The sequence below is a fragment of the Cobetia sp. 1AS1 genome (genome assembly GCF_029846435.1).
Classification (GTDB): Bacteria; Pseudomonadota; Gammaproteobacteria; order Pseudomonadales; family Halomonadaceae; genus Cobetia; species Cobetia amphilecti.
This window is the reverse complement of record NZ_JARWKU010000012.1, coordinates 77550-100668: the sequence shown is the minus strand read 5'-3', so window position 1 is coordinate 100668 and position 23119 is coordinate 77550. Positions and strand designations below refer to the sequence as shown.

At 64.4% G+C, this 23119-nt stretch carries 20 protein-coding genes; 14 read left to right on the top strand and 6 right to left on the bottom strand.

The features are described from left to right. Positions 1-111: 111 nt before the first annotated feature. The gene (locus tag QD280_RS16340) at positions 112-894 is read left to right on the top strand and encodes an MBL fold metallo-hydrolase (protein WP_043333823.1); all 783 of its coding nucleotides are present in this window, start codon (positions 112-114) and stop codon (positions 892-894) included. Between the two features lie 194 nt (positions 895-1088). Beyond that, positions 1089-1805 (top strand): phosphoribosylaminoimidazolesuccinocarboxamide synthase, encoded by a 717-nt coding sequence (purC, locus tag QD280_RS16335; RefSeq protein WP_043333774.1) that lies wholly within the window; start codon positions 1089-1091, stop codon positions 1803-1805. A gap of 161 nt (positions 1806-1966) precedes the next feature. On the opposite strand, the gene QD280_RS16330 is transcribed toward purC, so the two are convergent. After that, positions 1967-2545, bottom strand: a complete 579-nt coding sequence (locus QD280_RS16330; protein WP_043333775.1) for an NAD(P)H-dependent oxidoreductase — start codon at positions 2543-2545, stop codon at positions 1967-1969. A gap of 187 nt (positions 2546-2732) precedes the next feature. Next, positions 2733-3473 (bottom strand): tRNA (N6-threonylcarbamoyladenosine(37)-N6)-methyltransferase TrmO, encoded by a 741-nt coding sequence (gene tsaA, locus QD280_RS16325; RefSeq protein ID WP_279834846.1) that lies wholly within the window; start codon positions 3471-3473, stop codon positions 2733-2735. Positions 3474-3832: 359 nt separating this feature from the next. Here tsaA and QD280_RS16320 point away from each other — a divergent pair, with 359 nt between their 5' ends. The 4 genes from QD280_RS16320 (at position 3833) to QD280_RS16305 (ending at position 6382) form a co-directional block, all read left to right on the top strand. After that, positions 3833-4498 (top strand): methylthioribulose 1-phosphate dehydratase, encoded by a 666-nt coding sequence (locus QD280_RS16320; RefSeq protein ID WP_175089099.1) that lies wholly within the window; start codon positions 3833-3835, stop codon positions 4496-4498. Further along, entirely contained in the window at positions 4495-5091 is a 597-nt protein-coding gene (locus QD280_RS16315) for a cupin (RefSeq protein ID WP_052384566.1), read from the top strand. Before QD280_RS16320 ends, QD280_RS16315 begins: the two co-directional genes overlap by 4 nt. Then, entirely contained in the window at positions 5088-5768 is a 681-nt protein-coding gene (mtnC, locus tag QD280_RS16310; protein ID WP_279840025.1) for an acireductone synthase, read from the top strand. The genes QD280_RS16315 and mtnC overlap by 4 nt, the downstream gene beginning before the upstream one ends. 92 nt (positions 5769-5860) lie before the next feature. Next, positions 5861-6382, top strand: a complete 522-nt coding sequence (locus QD280_RS16305) for a GNAT family N-acetyltransferase (protein WP_279834777.1) — start codon at positions 5861-5863, stop codon at positions 6380-6382. Positions 6383-6520: 138 nt separating this feature from the next. On the opposite strand, the gene QD280_RS16300 is transcribed toward QD280_RS16305, so the two are convergent. From QD280_RS16300 to nadC, 3 genes are all read right to left on the bottom strand, one after another. Beyond that, positions 6521-7315: an SDR family NAD(P)-dependent oxidoreductase gene (locus QD280_RS16300; protein ID WP_279840024.1), complete on the bottom strand. Its 795-nt coding sequence runs from the start codon at positions 7313-7315 to the stop codon at positions 6521-6523. 135 nt (positions 7316-7450) lie between these two features. After that, positions 7451-8110 carry a class I SAM-dependent methyltransferase gene (locus QD280_RS16295; protein ID WP_279840023.1) on the bottom strand — a complete coding sequence of 220 codons (660 nt, stop codon included), beginning with the start codon at positions 8108-8110 and terminating at the stop codon, positions 7451-7453. A gap of 110 nt (positions 8111-8220) precedes the next feature. Next, complete coding sequence (gene nadC, locus QD280_RS16290) at positions 8221-9084, bottom strand: carboxylating nicotinate-nucleotide diphosphorylase (RefSeq protein WP_054556845.1); 864 nt, start codon at positions 9082-9084, stop codon at positions 8221-8223. Positions 9085-9255: 171 nt separating this feature from the next. On the opposite strand from nadC, the gene ampD reads away from it, so the two are divergent. The 8 genes from ampD to QD280_RS16250 all read left to right on the top strand — a co-directional run bounded on the left by ampD (position 9256) and on the right by QD280_RS16250 (position 20365). Beyond that, positions 9256-9867, top strand: a complete 612-nt coding sequence (gene ampD / locus QD280_RS16285) for a 1,6-anhydro-N-acetylmuramyl-L-alanine amidase AmpD (RefSeq protein ID WP_052384569.1) — start codon at positions 9256-9258, stop codon at positions 9865-9867. A gap of 448 nt (positions 9868-10315) precedes the next feature. Then, entirely contained in the window at positions 10316-12991 is a 2676-nt protein-coding gene (aceE, locus tag QD280_RS16280) for a pyruvate dehydrogenase (acetyl-transferring), homodimeric type (RefSeq protein WP_043333779.1), read from the top strand. A 105-nt stretch (positions 12992-13096) separates the two neighbouring features. After that, entirely contained in the window at positions 13097-15130 is a 2034-nt protein-coding gene (gene aceF / locus QD280_RS16275; protein ID WP_279840022.1) for a pyruvate dehydrogenase complex dihydrolipoyllysine-residue acetyltransferase, read from the top strand. Positions 15131-15400: 270 nt separating this feature from the next. Beyond that, positions 15401-16162 carry a TerC family protein gene (locus QD280_RS16270; protein ID WP_043333781.1) on the top strand — a complete coding sequence of 254 codons (762 nt, stop codon included), beginning with the start codon at positions 15401-15403 and terminating at the stop codon, positions 16160-16162. 554 nt (positions 16163-16716) lie between these two features. Then, positions 16717-17373, top strand: coding sequence for an adenylate kinase (adk, locus tag QD280_RS16265; RefSeq protein ID WP_131432716.1), 657 nt, complete (start codon positions 16717-16719; stop codon positions 17371-17373). A gap of 290 nt (positions 17374-17663) precedes the next feature. Beyond that, positions 17664-18359, top strand: coding sequence for a tRNA (adenosine(37)-N6)-threonylcarbamoyltransferase complex dimerization subunit type 1 TsaB (gene tsaB, locus QD280_RS16260; protein ID WP_215823459.1), 696 nt, complete (start codon positions 17664-17666; stop codon positions 18357-18359). A 205-nt stretch (positions 18360-18564) separates the two neighbouring features. Then, the gene (locus tag QD280_RS16255; protein ID WP_054556849.1) at positions 18565-19383 is read left to right on the top strand and encodes an undecaprenyl-diphosphate phosphatase; all 819 of its coding nucleotides are present in this window, start codon (positions 18565-18567) and stop codon (positions 19381-19383) included. 283 nt (positions 19384-19666) lie between these two features. Next, positions 19667-20365, top strand: a complete 699-nt coding sequence (locus QD280_RS16250; RefSeq protein ID WP_279840035.1) for a class I SAM-dependent methyltransferase — start codon at positions 19667-19669, stop codon at positions 20363-20365. 112 nt (positions 20366-20477) lie between these two features. On the opposite strand, the gene plsB is transcribed toward QD280_RS16250, so the two are convergent. After that, the gene (gene plsB, locus QD280_RS16245; RefSeq protein WP_279840021.1) at positions 20478-23114 is read right to left on the bottom strand and encodes a glycerol-3-phosphate 1-O-acyltransferase PlsB; all 2637 of its coding nucleotides are present in this window, start codon (positions 23112-23114) and stop codon (positions 20478-20480) included. Positions 23115-23119: the final 5 nt, after the last annotated feature.

Below are 23119 nucleotides of genomic sequence, written 5' to 3'. Positions count from 1 at the left end.
TCGGGTGAGGCGGCTGCGTCGTTTCAGATCCCCCTCCCGGTGGCAGGCAGTGGGGCGCTGGCGGCTGGCCTGACGGCCGCCCGTGGGCCGAGTGACGACGCCCAGGGCGTGATGGCGATGGCTTCGCTGGGCAGCGGCAGCAAGGGCAACGGCACGCTGATCCGCACTCGCGAGGCACTGGTGCTAGTCGATTGCGGCTTCACCCTCAAGGAGACCGAGGCGCGCCTGGCGCGCCTCGGGGTGCATCCCTCGCAGTTGGACGCCGTGCTGGTCACGCATGAACATGGTGATCACCTGAGCGGCGTGGGGCCGCTGGCGCGTCGCCATGGTGTGCCGGTGCATCTGACCACCGGCACCTGGCTTGCCGGGCGTGCCAAGAAGCTCGGCGCGCTGCCGAGTCGGCATCTGATCACGCCGCAGCAGGAGTTCGCGATCAAGGATCTCGAGATTCTGCCGGTCACGGTGCCCCACGATGCGCGCGAGCCGGTGCAGTTCGTCTTCAACCGGCGCGGTGAGACGGCCACGCGTCGCCTCGGCGTGCTGACCGATCTCGGTCATGTCAGTGAGCATGTGCTGCAGTGCTTTGCCGATTGCGACGCACTGGTGATGGAGTTCAACCACGATCCGCAGATGCTGGCCAGTGGGCCGTATCCGCCCAGCCTCAAGCGGCGGGTCGGGGGGCGGCTCGGTCACCTGGCCAATGCCCAGGCGTGTGCCGCCTTGCCCTATCTGGGGCTGGCGCGCCTGCAGCGGCTGGTGGCCTCGCACCTGTCGGAGAGCAACAACCATCCGTCATTGGCCCGGGAGGCACTGGCCCCCTGGCTTGCGGATGACGATAGTCGCCTGATCATCGCCGCGCAGGACAGCGGCTTTGGCTGGCAGGCCATCGCCTGATATTCATGACGCCCGGTCGCTTCGCGATCGGGCGTTTGTGATTCTGGATGAGCTGACCAGATGGACAGCTCTCGAATCACGCCATACACCAACGCCACAGTCCTTCTCGACTGGGCGTGACAGATTCAAGCGTGATCGATTCATCGTCGACCGCCTCAACACTCGACGCGTCTAGCGTCATCAGGGGGAATCTCATGGAAAAGCGTGAAGAGCTCTACGCTGGCAAGGCCAAATCCGTCTTCGTCACTGACGACCCGGATCTTCTGCTGCTGGAATTCCGCGACGATACCAGCGCCTTCGACGGCAAGCGTATCGAGCAGCTGGATCGCAAGGGCATGGTCAACAACAAGTTCAATGCCTTCATCATGGAGAAACTCAAGGCGGCCGGTATCCCGACCCACTTCGAGCGTCTGGTCAGTGACAACGAGTGTCTGGTCAAGCGTCTCGACATGATGGCAGTGGAGTGCGTGGTGCGTAACATCTCCGCCGGCTCACTGGTGCGTCGTCTGGGTGTCGAGGAAGGCATCGAGCTCAATCCGCCGACCTTCGAGCTGTTCCTCAAGAACGACGAGAAGGGCGACCCGATGATCAACGAGTCGCTGGTCGAGACCTTTGGCTGGGCAGAGCCCAAGCACCTGGCACGCGCCAAGGAACTGACCTTCCAGGTCAACGACATCCTCAAGCAGCTGTTCCTCGACGGCGGCATCCTGCTGGTCGACTACAAGCTTGAATTCGGTGTCTTCAAGGGTGAGGTCGTGCTGGGTGACGAATTCTCGCCGGACGGCTGCCGTCTGTGGGATGCCGAGACGCGCGAGAAGCTCGACAAGGACCGCTTCCGTCAGGGTCTGGGCGGCGTGATCGAAGCCTACGAGGAAGTCGGTCGCCGTATCGGTATCGATTTCTCGGCCTGAGCCTGAATCTGGGTCTAAGTCTGAGGTGATGCACTGACGCTCTGACGTCACAGACAGCGCATCAAGGAACGACCCCCTGCCAATGGCAGGGGGTCGTTCCTGTTTGGCAGGCGCCAAGTGTCTGGCCGGGAACGTAGCTGTGAGGAAAGAGGCGTGGCGCTTCAGGAGGCGCGCAGACTGGCCAGGTCGATCACCTGGCGGGCGACAGCCGCGAGGGCGTGGTCCTGGCCTTCGTCATCCAGGCTGCCATCCTCGTGGAAGGCGCTGGCGGCACGCGAGACCGCGATCTGCTGTGGCGCGACCAGCATGCCGAGGTTGTTCAGGTACAGGCGCACGAAGGGCAGCGCCCGCATGCCGCCCATGGCGCCCGGTGAGGCTGAGACGATGCCGACCGGCATGCCGCGCAGGGCATCCATGCCGCTCTGGCCATCCGCCGCCGGGCGTGACAGCCAGTCGAAGGTGTTCTTGAGCAGCGGGCTGAAGAAGCCGTTGTATTCCGGCGTCGCCAGCAGCAGCCCCTGATGGCTGGCCAGCATCTCCTGCAGGCGGTCGGCGCTGGCGGGGCGGCCATTGGCTTCTTCGCTGTCGCCATCGTAGAGCGGCATCGGGAAGTCGTTGAGATCGAGCAGACTGACCTCGGCACCTTCCTGTCGGGCGTGGTGCGCCAGGCGCTCGATCAGGCGTCGATTGACGGAGGCCTTGCGGGTACTGGCGGCAAAGGCAAGCAGACGGATACTCATGCGGCGGACTCCCGGTGAAACGAGTGGAGATGAAGGAACGCACGCCCAGTATGGTCAGGTCTCGTGACGGTTTGCCAATCCAATCTGGCATTGTCTTGATCTGGCGCGCGCAATCCTTCGATCCGCTTCATGCAAGGCGTTGACTCCCACTGGGCAAGGCGCTGCTCTGACTCGCGCAGGGGCTTGATCAGACGGTCACGATGGCCGCGACCTCCATCGTCAAGGAGCCATCGGGTTGCGTGCGGGCCGTGAAGCGCACATCCACGTCCACCAGTCGTACGCCATACTGGCGCTTGCCATCGGCGGGCCTGGCGGCGTGATAGGCGGGGCGCGGGTCTTGGGCGAGCACTTCCTCGATCAGGGCGCGCAGCGTAGCGCTGTCGGCCCGCGTCGCCAGTGTCTGCTCGGCCTGTGCGCTGAAGACGACGGCGTGACGTGGCGGTGGCGCAGGCGCGTAGCCGGCACGCGCCTCGGGCACGGAATCGACCCACGGCAGATAGGGCTTGATGTCCATCACCGGTGTGCCATCGAGCAGGTCATGGCCGCGCAGCAGCAGGCGCACGCCGTTGCGCTTGCTCGACTGCCCGCCATCCGGCGCGGCATTGGCCGCCGTCTCGACGCCTGCCAGTTCGACCACCGACTGCCCCAGTCGGTTGGGACGGTGGGTGCTGCGCGAGGCGAAGACGCCGGTGCGCGCATTGCCGCCCAGGCGCGGCGGGCGGATCAAGGGCGTCCAGCGTGTGGGGCTGGCGTGGAACAGGAAATGGATCCACAGATGGCTGAAGCCCTCGATGTCGCGCACGCAGTCCGGGTCATCGAAGGGCGGCAGCAGGTGCAGGATGGCGGTGGCGTGGCGCGCCAGCCCCGGCTGGCGGGGAATGCCGAACTTGTCCGGGTAGCAGCTTTCGATGATGCCCACCGGCTGCATGGCCTGTTGCCCCAGCGCCGCGGCCTGCTCACGCAGATGAGGGGGCAGCAGCGGCAGGCGTCTGGCCAGTGCGGCGTCGCTCATCGGGCGCTCGGCCGTGTCGGCTGTCGGGTGGGGGCTGGTGGGCTGATCGGAAGAGGACATGGCATGACCGTGGCAGAGGCTGAAGTGATGATGGCGCAGAATGTCGTGTGACATTCCAGGTCGCCATGATGCCATGCCCGTCGTCGCACGGCATGACTGGTCTCACTGGGTCGGCTTGTGTAGTCTGCCGCGAGAGCAGCGCCGCGTGGCGCTGAATCGTGATGCTGGCGACGGGGCGTGAATGCCCCGCGCGACTCTTGAGGGCAACTTTGATCATGTCAGACCCTATCGCCATTGCCGCTGCCGACGGCCTGCCGTCGACACTGGACCTCGACCGCCTTGCACTGGCGAGCCAACAGTTGATCGAGGCCGGTCAGGCGCTGGATGCTGCCGGGCAGGTGCCGGCCACCGGTGGCAACTTCTCCTGTCGTCTCAGTGATCGCCTGATGGCGGTCACCGCCTCGGGTTGCCACAAGGGCCGCCTGACCAGTGGCGACATTCTGGTCAGCGATTTTGCCGTCAGGCTGCAGGGCACTTCCCGCAAGGCCTCTGACGAGGCGCGCCTGCATGGTCAGCTCTACGAAGACCTGCCCCACGCGCAGGCGATTCTGCATACCCACTCCAGGGCCGCCACCGTGCTGTCGCTGTGCCATGAGGGCGACACCCTGAGCCTGGAGGGTTTCGAGCTCAACAAGGCGCTGGAAGGCGTCAAGAGTCATGAGACGGCGGTACGTCTGGCCGTCTTCGACAATACTCAGGATATCGAGGCGCTGGCGCTGGACGTGCGCGCCCGCCTGGCCGCCGATGCCGGTCTGCACGGCTACCTGATTCGCGGCCATGGTCTCTATACCTGGGCCAGCAGCATGACGGCCTGTCGCCGCCATGTCGAAGCGCTCGATTTCCTGATGGGTTGTGAACTGGAACTGAGGAGACAGCGATGAGCTTTCTGGCCATCTACGCCGAGCAGGACGCCTCGCGTCCGCAGTTGATCACCAATGATGGCGCGCAGATCGCCAGCGAACTCGAGGCCGAAGGCATTCGCTTCGAGCGCTGGACGGCGGGCTGCGAGATGAGTGACCCCACCGACCAGACCCAGGTGCTGGCGGCCTACGCCGACGATGTCGCGCGTCTCAAGTCCGAGAACGGCTTCGTCACTGCCGACGTGATCGGCCTGACGCCGGATCATCCTGACCGCGACGCTCTGCGCGGCAAGTTCCTCGATGAGCACCGCCACGCGGAGCATGAAGTGCGCTTCTTCGTGCGCGGCAGCGGCATCTTCTATCTGCATCTGGGCGAGCGCGTGCTGGCGGTCGGTTGCGAGAAGGATGACCTGATCGCCGTACCAGCCGGCACGCCGCACTGGTTCGACATGGGGCCGACGCCGGACTTCACCGCCATCCGCCTGTTCACCAATCCGGAAGGCTGGATCGCCAACTTCACCGACAATGACATCGCCGCCCGCTTCCCGCGTCATGAAGCGCTGGCCGAGCACTTTACCCAGACCGCAGCCCCGCATTCCCAGGAGTCCGCATGATTCGCGCCATCGTCACCGACATCGAGGGCACGACCGGCTCGATTCGCTTCGTGCATCAGGTGCTATTCCCCTATGCGCACGCCAATCTGGGCGATTTCGTGCGTGCCAACGCCGAGCGTGAGGACGTCGCCGAGCAGCTGGCCGCCACCCGCGAGCTGGCCGAGGCGCCGAAGGCTGATCTCGAGGCCGTGATCGCCATTTTGGAAGGCTGGATCGACGCTGACCGCAAGGCCACGCCGCTCAAGGCGCTGCAGGGCATGGTCTGGGCACAGGGCTACGCGGACGGTGACTTCACCGGCCATGTCTATCCCGATGCCGTGAAGGGATTGCGTGACTGGAAGGAACGCGGCCTGTCCTTGTATGTCTACTCTTCAGGCTCCATCCAGGCCCAGAAGCTGCTGTTCGGGCATTCCGATGTCGGCGATCTGACTCCGCTGTTTGCCGGCTACTTCGACACCACTACGGGCCCCAAACAGGAAGCCGAGAGCTATCGCCGCATCGCCGGTCAGCTGGGCATTCCGGGCGCGGAGATCCTGTTCCTGTCGGATGTCGTCGCCGAGCTGGACGCCGCTGCCGCCGCCGGCTTCCATACCTGGCAGCTGGTGCGAGAACCGGACATGGTCACGGGAGATCACCCCCGGGCCAGCCGCTTCGATGAGGTGTCCTTCAGCGGCTGAGCAGGGCGTTTCAGTGACAGGTGACAGCCGTGAGCCTGCCAGGGTTTCATGAATACATCGTCCTCGTTCGAGGACACAAGGAGGACGAACGATTGCACAGCCAGACCGATAGCCGTGAAGTGGCCAGGGAGCGTGTTCATATCGTGGCGGCGCAGCCGAAGCATGCTGCGGATCAGGCTGAGGTGTTCTACCAGGCCGTCATGCAGGGCGCTGCCGGTCATTATGATCTGGCGCAGCGACAGCAGTGGGCCGCGCGTGTCCCGCGCGACGCCGAACGCTGGGCCGCGCGTCAGCATCGCTTCGAGGTGCTGGTGGCGGAGCGTGATGGCCGCTGCATCGGCTTCTGCGAGTACGCCCCCGAATGGCCGCTGGCGCGCATCGAGATGCTTTACGTCTATCCGAGTCTGATGGGGCAGGGCATCGGCAGCCAGTTGCTGGCGGCAGCCGAGCGCGACCTGCGCGAGCGCAAGGTGCGCGTGATGAGTCTGGAGGCCAGTCTGACGCTGTCGCCGGGCCTGGCCCGCCGTGGTTGGCACAGTCTGGGGCTTGAGCACGTCAAGCGTGATGGTATCTGCCTCAAGCGCGAGCGCTTCGAGAAACGTCTCGACGAGTGAAGCGCCTGGACGAGTGAAGCGCACAGCACTGTGATGCTGAACATGAAGAAGCCCCCACCGGTCGCCCGGTGGGGGCTTCTTGTGTCTGGCATGGTGTCGCCTCTGGCATGGTGTCAGTCATGCCGCGTGATCAGACGATCAGGCCATGGTGTCGACGATGCCGCCTTCCACACGCAATGCGGCGCCGGTGGTGGCGCTGGCCTGCTCGGAGGCAGCGTAGACGCTCATGTTGGCGACTTCCTCGGGGCTTGCCAGGCGCTGCAGGATGGAGGTCGGGCGGGCCTGCTTGACGAAGTCGGCCTCGACCTCTTCAAGTGACCTGCCTTGCTCCTCGGCGTTTTGCTTGAGCATCTCGAGCACGCCCTCGGAACGGGTCGGCCCCGGCAGGATGGCGTTGACGGTCACCCGGGTGCCGGACAGCACCTTGGCGAGCCCGCGTGAGACGGACTGAACCGCCGACTTGGTCATGCCGTAGTGGACCATCTCGCTGGGGATGTTGAGCGCCGATTCGCTGGACAGGAACTGGATGCGACCCCAGTCGCGCTCCTTCATGCCGCGCGCATAGTGGCGGGACAGGCGCACCGCCGACATCACGTTGACCTGGAAGAACTGCTCCCAGGTGTCGTCGTCGGTGTCGAAGAAATCCTGCGGGGCGAAGATGCCGACATTGTTGATCAGGATATCGGTATCCGGCACGGCGCGGATCAGCGTGTCACAGCCTTCGCGTGTGCCCAGGTCCGCGGCCACGCCCTGTACCTCGCTGCCCGGCGCCTTGTCTCTGAGGCTGGCGACGGCCTCATCGACACGTGCCTGGGTGCGGCCGGTCAAGGTGACGCTGGCGCCTGCGCGGGCAAGCCCTGTGGCGATGGCGAAGCCGATACCGGCAGTGGAACCACTGATGATGGCGCTGCGGCCGCGTAGATCAATCTGCATGCAAACCTCCTTGCAGGGAGCGACGGCGACGAGAGCCCAGGCAGGTGCCATGAGCCGTGTCGCTTTCGTCATCCGGGTGTGCTCATTGTGTGGCGATGCCGAGCGCGCAATGCAAGGGGGGAGTGGCAGTGCAGATCAGATCTTGCGCAGATGCATGTGGCGCAACACCCCGCCGGGGCCGAGGTCGCGGTCCTCGAGTCGCTGCACCGCATGGCCCTCCAGCAGGTTGTCCAGCGGCACATTGAGGTTGGTCGCCACCAGTTGAGCCAGTGGATTGAGCAGACGCCGCAGCCGTCCGGCCGGGCGATTGCCGCGCAGGCCCTTGTCGAGCAGCGACAGCTCGCCATCGCTGGCCAGCACGCGCAGCGCTTCATCGAAGGCGCGCTGGGGCTCGGGCACCACGGCGATGATCAGATGGGCGATGACGACATCGAAATAGCCATCGGGGAAGTCGAGCGCCATGGCGTCGCCCGGCTTGACGTTGGCATCGAAGCCCAGCGTCTCGGCACGCTCGCGACAGCGGCGCAGCATGGCGGGGGAGGCGTCGATCACCTCGAGCTCGATGTCACGGGGCAGGAAGGGCAGGTCGAGCCCGGTGCCACCGCCGAGCAGCAGCACGCGGGTGCCCGCCTGGATATCGAGGGTCGCGATGGCGTCGCGCCGCGCGGAGCGCAGGATGCGAGCGGCCACACGGTCATAGATCGGCGCGTAGAGGCTCCAGCGGAGAGTCTGCCAACCGCCGCCTGATGACCTGGGGGCTTCAGGCGGCGGCTGATGAGGAGATGGCGGGGACATGGGGCGCCTCCCTGGCGGCATGGCAATGTGTCGTGACAGATGGGCCGGCGTCAGCGGCGACCTCTGCAGGACAGGAGCTGGCCAGCAGGAAGGCATTCACCTGACGTTGGCTAGCGGGTCTCGACAGTGTAGATGCGCATCGACAGGTCGATGGAGGTCACGTCCTTGGTCAGTGCGCCGATCGAGATGCAATCCACGCCGGTGGCGGCGATACCCGGCAGGGTCGCCTCGCTGACGTTGCCGGAGGCTTCCAGCACGGCCGGCTTGGCATGCGCCTTGTTGCGCGCCACGGCCTCGATGAGCTGATCGTTGTCGAAGTTGTCGAGCATGATGACGTCGGCACCGGCATCCAGCGCCTGGGCCAGCTCCTCGAAATTCTCGACTTCCACTTCACAGGTGACGTCGGAGGCGATGTCGCGCGCCTCACGTACCGCCGCCGCGATGCTGCCACAGGCGGCGATATGGTTTTCCTTGATCAGGAAGGCGTCATAGAGGCCGATGCGATGATTGTGGCCACCGCCGCAGCTGACGGCGTACTTCTGGGCGACACGCATGCCCGGCAGGGTCTTGCGGGTATCGAGCAGGCGCACGCCACTGCCCTCGACCAGCGAGGCATAGTGGCTGGCGCGGGTCGCGGTGCCGGAGAGCGTCTGCAGCAGGTTGAGCGCTGCACGCTCGCCGGTCAGCAGCGAACGTGCCGGGCCTTCCAGCTCCAGGAAGGGCGCGTCGGCCTCGAGGCGATCACCGTCGCTGGCCAGCCACTTGAGGCTGACGCGCGGATCGAGGCGCCGAAACAGCTCATCGACCCAGGGCACACCGCACAGGATGGCCGGTTCGCGACTGATCACGCGCGCCTTGGCCCACTGGCGCTCCGGAATCAATTCGGCGGTGATATCGCCACCGCCGACATCCTCGGCGAGCAGGCGGGCGGCGCTGGTACGGATATCCTCGGCGAGGGCGTCGTGGAAGTTCATGCGCGTCTGATCCTTGTACGAAGAGTGCTGCCGGAGCCGGGGTCTGTGCGTGTGCCGGGGCAGTGCCACAGACCCGTGGCTGCCGAGCATGCCATAATGTGCGCCATTATAGGAAAAGCCACGCGAGCGGTCAGTCCCCGCGTGCGACGACCTTCCCGTCTGGAGTCTTCGATGCCCCCCTTGTCCTCTTCCCCGCGGTCGGGCCACCTGACGCGTCTGGCGGTCACCCCCGAGCACTGGCTGGAGAGCGCCCGTCAGGTGCCGTCTCCCAATCACAATGCTCGTCCCGAGGGAGAAGTCTCGGCGCTGGTGCTGCATTCCATCAGCCTGCCGCCCGGACGCTTCGGTGGCCCGGCCATCGAGCAGCTGTTCACCAATCAGCTCGACCCTGGCGCCCACCCTTACTTTGCCGATATCCATCAGCTGCGCGTCTCGGCGCACGTGCTGATCCAGCGCGACGGTCGCCTGGTGCAGTTCGTGCCCTTTGATCGTCGAGCCTGGCACGCCGGTCGCTCGCGCTGGCATGACGGTCAGCGTGAACGCGTTGAGCTCAATGACTTCACCATCGGCATCGAGCTCGAGGGCGATGAGGTGCATCCCTATCGCGATGTCCAATATCGCACCCTGGCACGCACCGTGGCCGGCCTGATGGCGAGCTATCCCGCGCTGACGCGCGAGCGCATCACCTCGCATGCGCGGATTGCGCCGTTGCGCAAGACGGATCCTGGCCCGGCCTTCGATTGGGCTTACTTCGATCGCCTGCTGGACGACATTCAGGACTAAGGTCGCAGGCGCCTCGCGATGGTGCATTGCAGCATTATGTGGCGTCTCCAGGCAGGAAACGCCCAGTGGCGGGGCGCGTTGGTAGTTTTACTACATCACGGCTATCGAGGGCGGCTCAGTCTGGCGTATGAGTCCCGACCGCAAGGCGCATGAGGCCAGTGCTGCCGCGGGGCAGCCAAGCCTTGCACCTGCCCGGTGAGTCTTGCTGCCCTGAATTGGCACGCGGGGGTGTTTGCGGTATCTTTCACGCCAAATGACTGCATCTTGTGCCCTGCTTTGGCGCAGGATGCGCGTCGAGATTGACGGCCGGCAAGACCCGGTCACGACAGGTCTATCGGAGATGCGACCCACTCAGAAGGTCGTGCCCACACTGAAGAGCGCCACTGGTTTCGATATCGCTGTTCGTCGAAACGTTTGACAAAAAATTTCTTCACTCGGAGAGACGTCTATGAGTCTGGAGGCAAGAGAAGATCTCGATCCGATCGAAACCACGGAATGGTTGGACTCCCTGGAATCGGTTCTGGATCGTGAGGGTGAGGATCGTGCCCAGTACCTGATGTCACGCCTGGCCGACCGCCTGCGTCGTGATGGCCATCAGGTGCCCTTCTCGGTGACCACGCCCCATCGCAACAGTATCCCCGTGCACCGCGAAGCGCGCATGCCGGGCGACCTGTTCATGGAGCGTCGTATCCGTTCGCTTATCCGTTACAACGCCATCGCTCAGGTGATCCGCAACAACCGTGCCCACAAGGGCCTGGGCGGTCACATCTCGAGCTTCATGTCCAGTGCGACGCTTTACGACGTAGGCTTCAACCACTTCTTCCGTGCACCGGAAGGAGATTTCGAAGGCGATTTGCTTTACATCCAGGGTCACGTGGCGCCGGGCATCTACGCCCGTTCCTTCCTGGAAGGTCGTCTCAGCCAGGAGCAGATGGACAGCTTCCGTCAGGAAGTCGACGGCAACGGCCTGTCTTCTTATCCGCACCCGTGGCTGATGCCGGATTACTGGCAGTTCCCGACCGTCTCCATGGGTCTGGGCCCGATCCAGGCGATCTACCAGGCGCACGTCATGAAGTACCTCAACTCGCGTGAGTTGAAGTCCATGTACGACCGCAAGGTGTGGTGCTTCATGGGTGACGGCGAGTGTGACGAGCCGGAATCCCTGGGTGCCATCTCGCTGGCTGGCCGCGAGAACCTCGACAACCTGATCTTCGTCATCAACTGCAACCTGCAGCGTCTTGACGGCCCGGTGCGCGGCAACGGCCGTATCATGGACGAGCTGGAAGGCGTCTTCCGTGGTGCCGACTGGAACGTGCTCAAGGTCACCTGGGGTCGCTTCTGGGATCCGCTCTTCGAACAGGACAAGAAAGGCATCCTGCAGAAGCGCATGGACGAAGCGGTCGACGGCGACTACCAGAACTACAAGGCCAATGGCGGCGCGTACACGCGTGAGCACTTCTTCGGCAAGTACCCGGAGACGGCTGATCTGGTCAAGGACATGTCAGACGACGATATCTGGCGTCTGAACCGTGGTGGCCACGATCCGTACAAGGTCTACGCGGCGTATCACGAGGCGGTCAACAACGCCAATGGTCGTCCGACCGTCATCCTGGCGCACACCGTCAAGGGTTACGGCATGGGCATGGGTGATGGCGAAGCGGCCAACGAAGCCCACCAGGTCAAGACCATGGAACACGAAGCGCTGAAGACATTCCGCGATCGCTTCGGTATTCCGCTGACCGACGAGCAGCTCGAGGAAGTGCCGTACTACAAGCCGGCGGACGACAGCCCGGAAATGAAGTACATGCACCTCATGCGCGAACGTCTGAACGGCTACCTGCCGCAGCGTCGCACCGAGTATGAAACGCTGGAAATCCCGCCGCTGGACGACAAGATCTTCGCGTCCCAGCTCAAGGGTTCCAACGGCCGCGAAGTGTCCACCACCATGGCCTTCGTGCGCGTGCTCAACGGTCTGGTCAAGCACAAGACCCTCGGCGAGCGTGTCGTGCCGATCATTCCTGACGAAGCGCGTACCTTCGGCATGGAAGGCATGTTCCGTCAGCTGGGTATCTACACCGCGGCAGGCCAGAAGTACGAGCCGGTCGACAAGGGTCAGATCATGTATTACCGCGAGGACCAGAAAGGTCAGGTCCTCGAGGAAGGTATCTCCGAAGCAGGCGCCATGTCTGCGTGGGTGGCGGCGGCAACGTCCTACGCCAACCACAACCTGCCGCTGATGCCGTTCTACGTCTACTACTCGATGTTCGGCTTCCAGCGCATCGGTGATCTGGCGTGGGCCGCAGGCGACCTGCAGGCGCGTGGCTTCCTGGTCGGCGGTACTGCCGGTCGTACCACCCTGAACGGCGAAGGTCTGCAGCACCAGGATGGCCACAGCCATATCCTGGCCTCGACCATCCCGAACTGCCGTACCTACGACCCGACCTACGCTCACGAAGTGGCGGTCATCGTGCAGGACGGCATGAAGCGCATGTTCGAGCAGCACGAGCCGGTCTTCTACTACCTGGCGGTGATGAACGAGAACTACGAGCAGCCAGCACTCGAGACGGTGCCCGCAGAGGACATCATCAAGGGGATGTACCTGCTCAAGGAAGGCGGCAAGGACGGCAAGGCACGCGTTCAGCTGCTGGGTTCCGGCACCATCCTGCGTGAAGTCGAGGCAGCCGCCGAGATGCTCAAGCAGGACTACGGTGTCGACGCCGACATCTGGAGCGTCACCAGCTTCAACGAGCTGCGTCGCGAAGCGCTGGAACTGGATCGTCAGGCCTTCCTCAAGCCGGAAGAGACCCCGGCCAAGCCGCACATCACTCAGTGTCTGGAAGGACGTGACGGCCCGGTCGTGGCTGCCACTGACTACATGAAGCTGTTTGCTGACCAGGTTCGTGCCTGGGTGCCGGCTGACTATCACGTGCTCGGTACCGACGGTTTCGGTCGTTCCGATACCCGCGAGAAGCTGCGTCACTTCTTCGAAGTCGACCGCAACTTCGTCACCGTTCAGGCCCTGAAGGCGCTGGCGGATCGTGGTGAGATCGACCGCAAGGTGGTCGCGGAAGCGATCAAGACCTACGGCATCGACCCCAACAAGCCGAATCCGCTGAACGTCTGAGCGGAGATCGCGGAACAGGCGAGCGGCACTCCCTCCTCGACATCATGATGATGCGCAGGTGATTCGGGTGTCGCTCCCCGTGCACGTTTTGGAAGGAGCACGATCTTGAGCAGCGAAATCATCAAGGTTCCCGACATTGGCGGTAGTTCCGATGTCGAGATCATCGAGATAGCGGTGGCGGTGGGAGATGTCATTTCCGCCGAAGACACCATGATCACTCTTGAGTCCGACAAGGCCAGTATGGATGTGCCGGCACCGAAGGGCGGCAAGGTGGTGAAGATTCTCGTCAAGGAAGGCGACACCGTCTCCGAAGGCGACGATATCCTGGAGCTGGAAGCCGAAGGCGGTGGTGACACCTCCTCTGACGCTTCTGACGAGCAGGAAGCGCCGAAGGAAGAGGCTCCCAAGCAGGAAGCCTCTGAGCAGCAAGCGCCGAAGGAAGACGCTTCTGCACCGAAGGCCGCTTCCGGTGGTACCCAGACCGTCGACATCGTCGTGCCGGACCTGGGCGACTCCGAAGCCGTGCCGATCATCGAGATGGCCGTCTCCGAAGGCGATGAAGTCGACGCCGAAGATGCGCTGATCACGCTGGAATCCGACAAGGCCAGCATGGACGTCCCGAGCCCGCACAAGGGCAAGATCGTCAAGCTGACCGTCAAGGAAGGCGACAGCGTCGCTTCCGGTGACGTCATCGGTCAGATGGAAATCGCCGGTGAAGGCGGTGACAGCGCGTCTGATTCCGCGCCGGCCGAGCAGGCTTCCTCCTCCGAGTCCACCTCTGAAGACACGTCTTCCGAGGCACCGGCTGCTGAAGAAGAGCCGGCCTCCGGTGAGCCGGAGCGCAAGGAATTGCGTGTCCCGGATCTGTCCGGCAGCGACAGCGTGCCGATCATCGAGATGGCCGTGGCCGTCGGCGACGAGGTCAACGAGGAAGACGCGCTGATCACGCTCGAGTCCGACAAGGCGACCATGGACATCCCGAGCCCCTACAAGGGCAAGGTGGTGGAGCTTTCCGTCAAGGAAGGTGACACCGTCTCCGAGGGTGACCTGATCGGTTACATCGAGGTCGCGGGTGCCGCGCCTGCGCCGAAGGCTGCCAAGTCCGAAGCGCCGGCTGCTCCCAAGGCGGAGAAGAGCGAGCAGAAGCCGGCTCCGACACCGGCCGGTGCGCCGAGCCCGGAAGCCCAGATGGCCGCTCACAAGCCGAGCAAGGGTGCCAAGGTCCACGCAGGGCCTGCGGTTCGCCTGCTGGCACGTGAGTTCGGTGTCGACCTGGCGGACGTCTCCGGCAGCGGTCCGAAGGGCCGTGTGGTGAAGGAAGATGTCCAGGCCTACGTCAAGCAGATGATGCAGAAGGCCAAGTCCGCACCGGCAGCCCCTGCCGCGCAGGCCACCGGCGGTGCCGGTATCCCGCAGGTGCCGGATCAGGACTTCAGCCAGTTCGGTGAGATCGAAGAGAAGAAGATGGGCCGCCTGATGAAGGCCGGTGCCACCAATCTGCATCGCAGCTGGCTCAACGTCCCGCACGTGACCCAGTTCGATGAAGCCGATATCACCGAGCTCGAGGCCTTCCGCAAGTCCATGAAGGCCGAGGCGGAAGCGGCAGGTGCCAAGCTCACGCCGCTGCCGTTCATGATCAAGGCGGCGGCTCACGCGCTGGCCAAGTATCCGCAGTTCAACGTCAGCCTCAAGGCTGACGGCGAGACCCTGGTGCACAAGAAGTACGTGCACATCGGTATCGCGGTGGATACGCCGGACGGCCTGATGGTGCCGGTGATCCGCAATGCGGATCAGAAGAGCCTGCTGGACCTGGCCAAGGAGTCCGTGGAACTGGCCAAGAAGGCGCAGACCAAGAAGCTCAAGCGCGAAGAGATGACCGGTGGTTGCTTCACCATCTCGAGCCTTGGCTCCATTGGCGGTACTGCCTTCACACCGATCGTCAACACGCCGGAAGTCGCCATCCTGGGCGTCTCCAAGGCGCAGATGAAGCCGGTGTGGGACGGCGCTGCCTTCCAGCCGCGTCTGATGATGCCGCTGTCACTGTCCTACGATCACCGTGCGGTGAACGGGGCGGATGCAGCACGCTTCACGGCGTATCTGGCTCAGGTGCTGACCGACGTGCGTCGCATGCTGCTCTGATGATGCCTGTGGCATGAAGCGCGGGTGCCGTGACCTTCCTGGAAGGTTTCGGCATCCGTCGCTGACAGGTCTGGCTGACAGGCCTGGCTGACAGAACGGCCTCCTTCGGGAGGCCGTTTTTTTGTGCATGTCCGTTGGCGTGGCAGGGCGGCGACCGCTGTTGCTGCCCTGCACAACATGCGATGCTTCACGCCAACCTGCCGTGATCTGTCGCATCGTGCTGGCACGACCCGGGAAGGCCGGTTCTCGCAACACACAAGGAGCAAGACAATGGAATGGTTGATGGACCCTTCGGCATGGGTGGCCCTGGCGACCCTGACCGCGCTTGAGATCGTGCTGGGCATCGACAACATCATCTTCCTGTCGATTCTGGTCGCGCGGCTGCCCGAGTCCCAGCGTCAGCGCGGGCGCATGATCGGCCTGGGCCTGGCGATGGGCATGCGCATCGTGCTGCTGATGTCGCTGTCGTGGCTGATGTCACTGACCGCGCCCCTGTTCAGCGTGGCCGACTTCAGCTTCTCGGGACGCGATCTGATTCTGGTCTTCGGGGGCCTGTTCCTGCTCGGCAAGAGCACCCACGAGATCCACGCCAACCTGGAAGGCGAAGACCCCGCCGAAGAGGGCGCGAAGAAAGGCAGCGCCAGCTTCATGGCGATCATGGTCCAGATCGCCTTGATCGATATCGTCTTCTCGCTGGATTCGGTGATCACGGCGGTGGGCATGGTCGATCACCTGATGGTGATGGTCATCGCCATCGTCATCTCGGTGGGCATCATGATGGTGGCCGCCAAGCCCATCGGCGATTTCGTCGATCGTCACCCGACCATCAAGATGCTGGCGCTGTCCTTCCTGATCATGGTCGGCATGATGCTGATGGTCGAAGGCTTCGGTGTCCACGTGCCCAAGGGCTACATCTACGTGGCGATGGCCTTCTCGCTGGCGGTGGAAATGCTCAACATCCGTCTGCGCAGCAAGCGCGCCAAGGCAGTGCGTCTGCGTCGCAGCAGCCAGGCGGAAGACGTCACCGAGTGAGACACTGGCACAGCAACGGCTGACATGACTCAGCCTGATCACGCCACGGCGACTGAGCAAGGTGGCCCGGCGTGAGTGGAAAGACGCCCTCTGCGACCGCGTGCCGCAGGGGGCGTTTTCGTATCATGACAGCCGTGTATGGCAGGTCGGCAACCGGCGAGGAGGGCGACAGGCCCTCCTACGCGCCAAAACAGTGCCAAAGGGCGGCATACGCGCCTTTGGTGTGCTTGTGCCGGCGTCGTGTGAACGGTATCGTCAGCTCTACATTGCATGGCGATGACATAATGAGATCATCCGTGCGCGCCGTCGTTTAGCGCAGCACATATTGGTCCGCTGCCCATATTCATCCTGGTCATCGATACGCTCGATGCGTTCGGCCCTCATGAGGTAGTCGAGCGTCTCGACGCCGCGAGTTTCGCCGCTACACCTCGAACGTGTCGACGACCAGAGCGCCTTGGATGGCCATCTGCCGCCGAGGGCAAGGTGCACCAGCGCCAGATGACCCTTTACACCCGTTTGATGCTTTTCATTTGCACACTCAAGGAGCAGTACCGATGCGTTTGATCCTGTTGGGCGCCCCCGGCGCCGGCAAGGGCACCCAGGCCCAGTTCATCTGCGAGCGTTTCAACATCCCGCAGATCTCTACCGGAGATATGCTGCGCGCCGCGGTCAAGGCCGGCAGCGAGCTGGGACTCAAGGTCAAGGAGATCATGAACACCGGCGGACTGGTGTCCGACGAGATCATCATCGCCCTGGTCAAGGAGCGCATCAGCCAGCCCGATTGCGAGAACGGCTTCCTGTTCGACGGCTTCCCGCGCACCATTCCGCAGGCTGACGCCATGAAGGAAGCGGGCGTGAAGCTGGACCACGTGGTCGAGATCGCCGTCGCTGACGAAGAGATCGTCAAGCGCCTGTCCGGTCGTCGTGTGCACCCGGACTCCGGTCGTGTCTACCACATCGAGTACAACCCGCCGCGCGAAGAAGGCAAGGACGACGTCACTGGCGAAGCCCTGATCCAGCGTGAAGACGACCGCGAAGCCACCGTGCGCAACCGTCTGTCCGTCTATCACGAGCAGACGGAACCGCTGGTCGAGTACTACTCCAGCTGGTCTGCCACTGGCGATGCCCAGGCACCGGCCTACCACCGCATCGAAGGCGTCGGCTCCGTCGACGACATTCGTGCTCAGCTGGTCAGCGCGCTGGAGCACTGATTGCCTGGCACGCCTCAGGTGGCTCAGCTGCAACAGATCTGATCGCGCTGGTGAAGCCGGCCGCCTGGCGAAGAACGCCCGTAGACATTGTCTGCGGGCGTTTTTTTGTTCTTCGCCTACTGGCGCGAATCAGGAATCAGGCGTTGCGGCAGGCCGCTTGCCGGCGTGGGCGTGGGGGTTGCAGCAGGAGTGACGCCCGCGACCGACACCTGCCGTGGACAGCCAGCGTCTTTTGCTGCCCGCAGGGGACGGGTAGAATCGCGTCACATTTTTCTGACGACGAACCGCCCATGACCACGCTTCTGGCCATCGATGCATCCTCTTCCGCCTGTTCCGTTGCCCTGTGGCAAGACGGCGTTGTTACTGCCGAGCGCTGTGAAGCTCCCCGTCAGCACACCCAGCGCATGATGCCGATGATCGAGGCGCTGCTGGCCGCTGCCGATCTGACCCTCAACGACCTCGATGCCCTGGCCTATGGCCACGGACCGGGCTCGTTCACCGGGTTGCGCATCGCCGCTGGCACCATCCAGGGCCTCGCCTTCGGTCTCGATGTGCCGGTGATCGGCGTCTCGACGCTGGCGGCCCTGTCACTGCAGGCCCACCGCCTGCATCACGCGCGTTTCGTGCTGCCGATGCTGGATGCACGCATGGGCGAGCTCTATACCGGCGCCTATCGCGTCGTGACGCGCGCTGACGGCGAGATCGAGGTCGAGCAGGTGCTACCCGAGCAGGTCTGCGCTCCGGGCCTGCTGGAGCTGCCTGCGGCGCTGCGTGAGCATGACTGGCTGGCGGTCGGCTCGGGACTGGTGATGCACGACGAGCTACCCCAGAGCGTGCGTGCCAGCCTGGCACTGCAACTGCCCGAGCCGCAACCGGATGCCGAGGCCATGGTGATGCTGGCCGCCCAGGCGTATGCCCGCGGTGAAGCGGTGTCGGCGGTCGAGGCCCAGCCGGTCTATCTGCGCAATGAGGTGGCATGGCGCTGATGGCACCAGGGATTGCCATCTCGTTGCGTCATCGTGGGTTCAGCCAAGGCTGTCATAAGATTCGCGCATCATCATGTCGCGCCCGACACTCGCGGCGCGGCTTGACGCAAAGCGTTGTTCTGTCACTACGGCACGTGCAGTGCCACAGACGATGTCTGTCGTCCGTGTGGGCCACTGAGGCCCGTCTCTCTTAAAAGGATGTTTCATGGAACTCATGCATGTGGTGGCGTTGGCCGTCATTCAAGGTCTGACGGAATTTCTGCCGATTTCCTCCTCCGCCCACCTGATTCTGCCCTCCCAGGTGTTCGGCTGGCCGGACCAGGGGCTGGCGTTTGATGTCGCGGTACACGTCGGTACCTTGCTGGCCGTGGTGATGGCCTTCCGCAAGGATGTCGCCAATATTCTCGCTGGCTGGTTTGGTCAGTTCAGTGGCGGCGGTACGCTGGCGGCGCGCCAGACCGAAGACAGTCGTCTGGGCTGGGCGGTGTTGCTGGCGACGCTGCCGGCCGTGATCTTCGGCGGCCTGCTGGGCGATGTGGTGGAAACGGCCGGGCGCTCGATCGCGGTGATCGGTACCACCACCATCGTCTTCGGTCTGCTGCTGTGGTGGGCGGACGTCAAGGGCGCACGCACGCGTGACCTGGCGACGCTGACGCTCAAGGGCGCGCTGATCATCGGCCTGTTCCAGGCGCTGGCCCTGATTCCCGGCACCTCGCGTTCTGGCATCACCATCACCGCCGCGCTGCTGCTGGGCTTCGAGCGTCAGAGCGCTGCGCGCTTCTCCTTCCTGCTGTCGATTCCGCTGATCGTCGCGGCCGGCCTGCTCAAGGGCCTGGAGCTGATCGAGACCGGCAGTGAGGCGCAGCTGTTCGATGTCGCCCTCGGCGTGGTGCTGTCCTTCGTCTCCGCGCTGGTGTGCATCAAGCTGTTCCTCAAGGCTATCGACAGCATCGGCATGTTGCCCTTCGTCATCTACCGCCTGCTGCTGGGCATGATGCTGTTCGGCATGCTGTTGCTGCTGTAAGCCATGCGCGCGATGACGTAAGCTTGTCCCCTGACGGCGTCGCTCTTGCGGCGCCGTCGGCGTTTGGCAGCCTGATCGCATGCCATGCGAGTTTCCCTTTTTCTGCGTTCACCGTTTCTCATAGAGCCCATCCATGCTGCCACCCGAAGACTCCCTCGCTGCCCATGATGCTGCGGCCGATGCCGCTCCCGTGATCGCCATTGCCCGTTCACGGCTGCAGGCGCGCCCGGAACTCGCCATGCTGGCGGCACATTTCGGTATCGCGCTGCGGGAAGATGACGAGATGCCGGCGCTCAAGCTCGAGGTAGCGCTGGACGAGCAGGGCGCACCGCGCCTGGTGATCGCCGGAGATGAGCGCGAATACGGCAAGCCGCTGTGCGTCGATTTCGTCGCCGGTCGTGCCGATCATCGCCGTCGTTTCGGCGGGGGGCGCAACCAGCTGATCGCACGCGCCTGTGGCCTGAATCGAGGCGCACTGCCGAGCATCGTCGATGCCACCGCAGGGCTCGGGCGCGATGCCTTCGTGCTGGCGAGTCTCGGGGCACCGGTATTGATGATCGAACGCGTGGCGGCCACGGCGGCGATCCTGGTCGATGGCCTGACCCGGGCACAGGGCTGCGCGTATGACGAGATTCGCGAGATCGCGCTGCGCATGCAGGCGTTGCACGGTGATGCCACGCGGGAGCTCAGGGAGCTGGTGACGCAGTGGGACCAGCCGCCTCAGGTGGTGCATCTCGACCCGATGTACCCGCATCGTGACAAGTCGGCACTGGTCAAGAAGGAGATGCGTGTCTTCCGCGCTCTGGCCGGCGATGATGCGGATGCCCCGGCGCTGCTCGAGGCGGCGCTGGAGGTCGCGACGCATCGTGTGGTGGTCAAGCGGCCACGCAAGGCCGAACCGATCGGCGGGCTCGCGCCGAGTCATGTGGTGGAGGAGAAGACCAGCCGCTACGACGTCTATGTGAAGCAGGCGCTGCGCTGACGCCTGACGATGGCGTCAGCGATGTAACAGCCTCCGCCAAACGCAAAAGCCCCCGCTCGCGATCAGATCGCGAGCGGGGGTTTTTTTGCGCCAGGGGCCTCGGCCCATCATCTCATTCGCGCTGAGAGGAGGTGTCGGACGGCTTGTGGCCTGCTGGCACGGCTTCGTCAGCGGCCTCATGGTCGTCGAGGGCTGGAGTCTGCTCCTCGGCCATGCCTTCAGACGGGGCGTCGCTCGCTTTCTCGGTCTCGGTCTCGTTCTCGGTCTCGTTCTCGCTGTCGCGCAGGCGCACATGCTGCAGGCGATGGCGCAGGGCGGGGTCGAACAGATCGCGGCCGTGCACCTGCAGGTCTTCCAGCGCTTCGCCGAAGCATAGCTGGCCGCTTTCCAGCCAGATGAACTCCAGCTCCAGCAGCGTATCGAGCAGGCCGCTGAACAGACGCTTGTCGAAGAACTCCGGCGCATTGAGGCCCGACAGCAGGGTCAGGCGTTCGGCCAGGGCGCCGGAATGGCTTTCGAGGGACTCGCGGTCCAGCGTGCCGCTGCCGTGCTGCAACAGGGCGGCGATCAACAGATAGCCGCGTTCCAGCGTCGGTTGTACCGGCTGAGCCAGCAGGCGCAGCTGCTCGGAAGGCTCCTGACTGGCCACCGGACGTGACCAGCGCTCCGGAGTGTCACCAGTCGCGGCTTGATGCTCCAGCAGACCTTCCTCGCTCATCAGAGCTAGCGTGGCGGCGATATCCGCCTTCAGCTCAGGGGCCTCGGGGACGAACAGCTCGCGCACCAGCAGCGGCCAGGCGGGACCGATCTGATCTTCCAGTGCCTCGAGGGTGTACTGGGCCGTATTGCGGAAGGCGAAGGCGATCAGCGCCGGCAGCGCCAGCAGGTGCAGCACGTTGTTGCGATACCAGGTCAGCAGACTGGCCTGCTCCGGGGTGGCGATCACCAGCTCGCCAAGGCTCTGCGGGCGCAGGGTGACGAGCCCCAGATGCGCGCAGTGTGCGACCCATTCCTGTGGTGTGCCCTCGGGCAGGCTGTGGTCATGGCGGCCCGGCAGCTTGTCGGCGAGACGCACCAGCATCGCCAGCTGGCGTTGCAGCAGGCTGGCCTCGATGGCGTGGTGGGCGGTGGACAGCAGCACCAGCGCCGTCAGCGAGACCGGATTGAGCGCGGCGGCGGCATTGATGCGCGTGGCGATTTCATGCCCCAGTTGCGGCACCGCCTGGGTCAGCCATTCTGGGCGGCGCTGATGACGGCTGGCCTTCCAGTCCGGCGCGGTCTCATCCAGCCATTCGCCCAGCTTGAGCGGTTCGCCGATGTTCAGGTAGACCTTGCCGAAGGGCTGCTTGAGCTGGCCGAGCACGCGGATGAGGTCCAGCGGTGATTCCTTCTTCTTGCTGGCCCCCGACAGCTCGCGCTGATAGCTCAGGCTCTCGAAGACCTTCTCGTAGCCGATGTAGACCGGCACGAAGGCCACCTCGCGGCGCGTATCACGCAGGAAGGAGCGCAGGGTCATCGCCAGCATGCCCGGGCGTGGGGGCAGCATGCGGCCGGTGCGTGAACGGCCCCCCTCGATGAAGTACTCCAGCGGGTGGCCACGGGTGATCAGCTGATGCACGTACTCGTCGAAGACGGTGGCATACAGGCGATTGCCGCGGAAGCTTCTGCGCAGGAAGAAGGCGCCGCCACGGCGCAGGATCGGGCCGATGATCGGCATGTCGAGATTCTTGCCTGCGGCGACGTGGGGCGTCATCAGGCCCTCGTGAAACAGCACGTAGGACAGCAGCAGGTAGTCGATATGGCTGCGATGACAGGGCACGTAGATCAGCTCGCAGTCGCCGGCGATGGCCTTGACCTGCGACATGCCGCGTACTTCGACGCCGTCGTAGAGCTTGTGCCACAGCCGCTTGAGGGCATGCGCCAGAAAGCGCTGCACCGGATAGCCCATGTTGGAGGCGATCTCGCGACCATACTGCAGGGCGCGCTTTTCCAGACGTGCCGGCGGCTGATTCTGCTCGCGTGCCAGCTCGCTGATCACGTCCTGCACGGCGGGCGCCTTCTGCAGGTTGCGAATCATGGTGTGGCGGTGGGAGAGGTCTGGCCCCAGCAGGCGGGTACGCACGCGCCGGAAGTGCACGCGCAGCAGGCGCGAGATGCGGCGGTGCGCCAGCGCCGAGTCCTGCGGGCCTTCCCTGAGCGCTTCGTGCAGCCTGAGCGGCTGGCCGAAATGCACATCCACCGAGCGCCCATGCGCCAGAATCGCGATGGCGCGGCGCAGAACGCCCGTCACGCGCCAGCTATCGGCGGAGATGAACTTCCAGAAGCCGAATTCCTTGCCCGGGGCACGCCCCCAGAACACGCTGACCGGCACCAGCTGCACCTCGACATCACTCGGGGCGTCTTCCAGCGCGGCGATCAACTTGGCCAGTCGACGTGACAGCAGGCTCCTGTCGCTGCGCGAGCGACGCAACAGGCGAAGGCGGGAGTGGCTCAGGCGCAGGTCGCCTATGCTCAGAGGCAGGGTCGGCGAGGGCAGGCCGCGTGCCTCGCACAGCTGCTCGACCACCAGCTCGTCGGACAATGCCTGATACGGGAAGACGTAGACCACCGGCAGCGTCGGGTCGAGGTTCAAGGCGCTGTGGTCCAACGCATTGATGTCGGGCTCCACCGCGCGCAGCTCCACCCACTTGTCCAGCAGACGGCGACTGACATTGCGCAACGGGCGCAAGACTAAGGTGACTGGCGACATGGTGA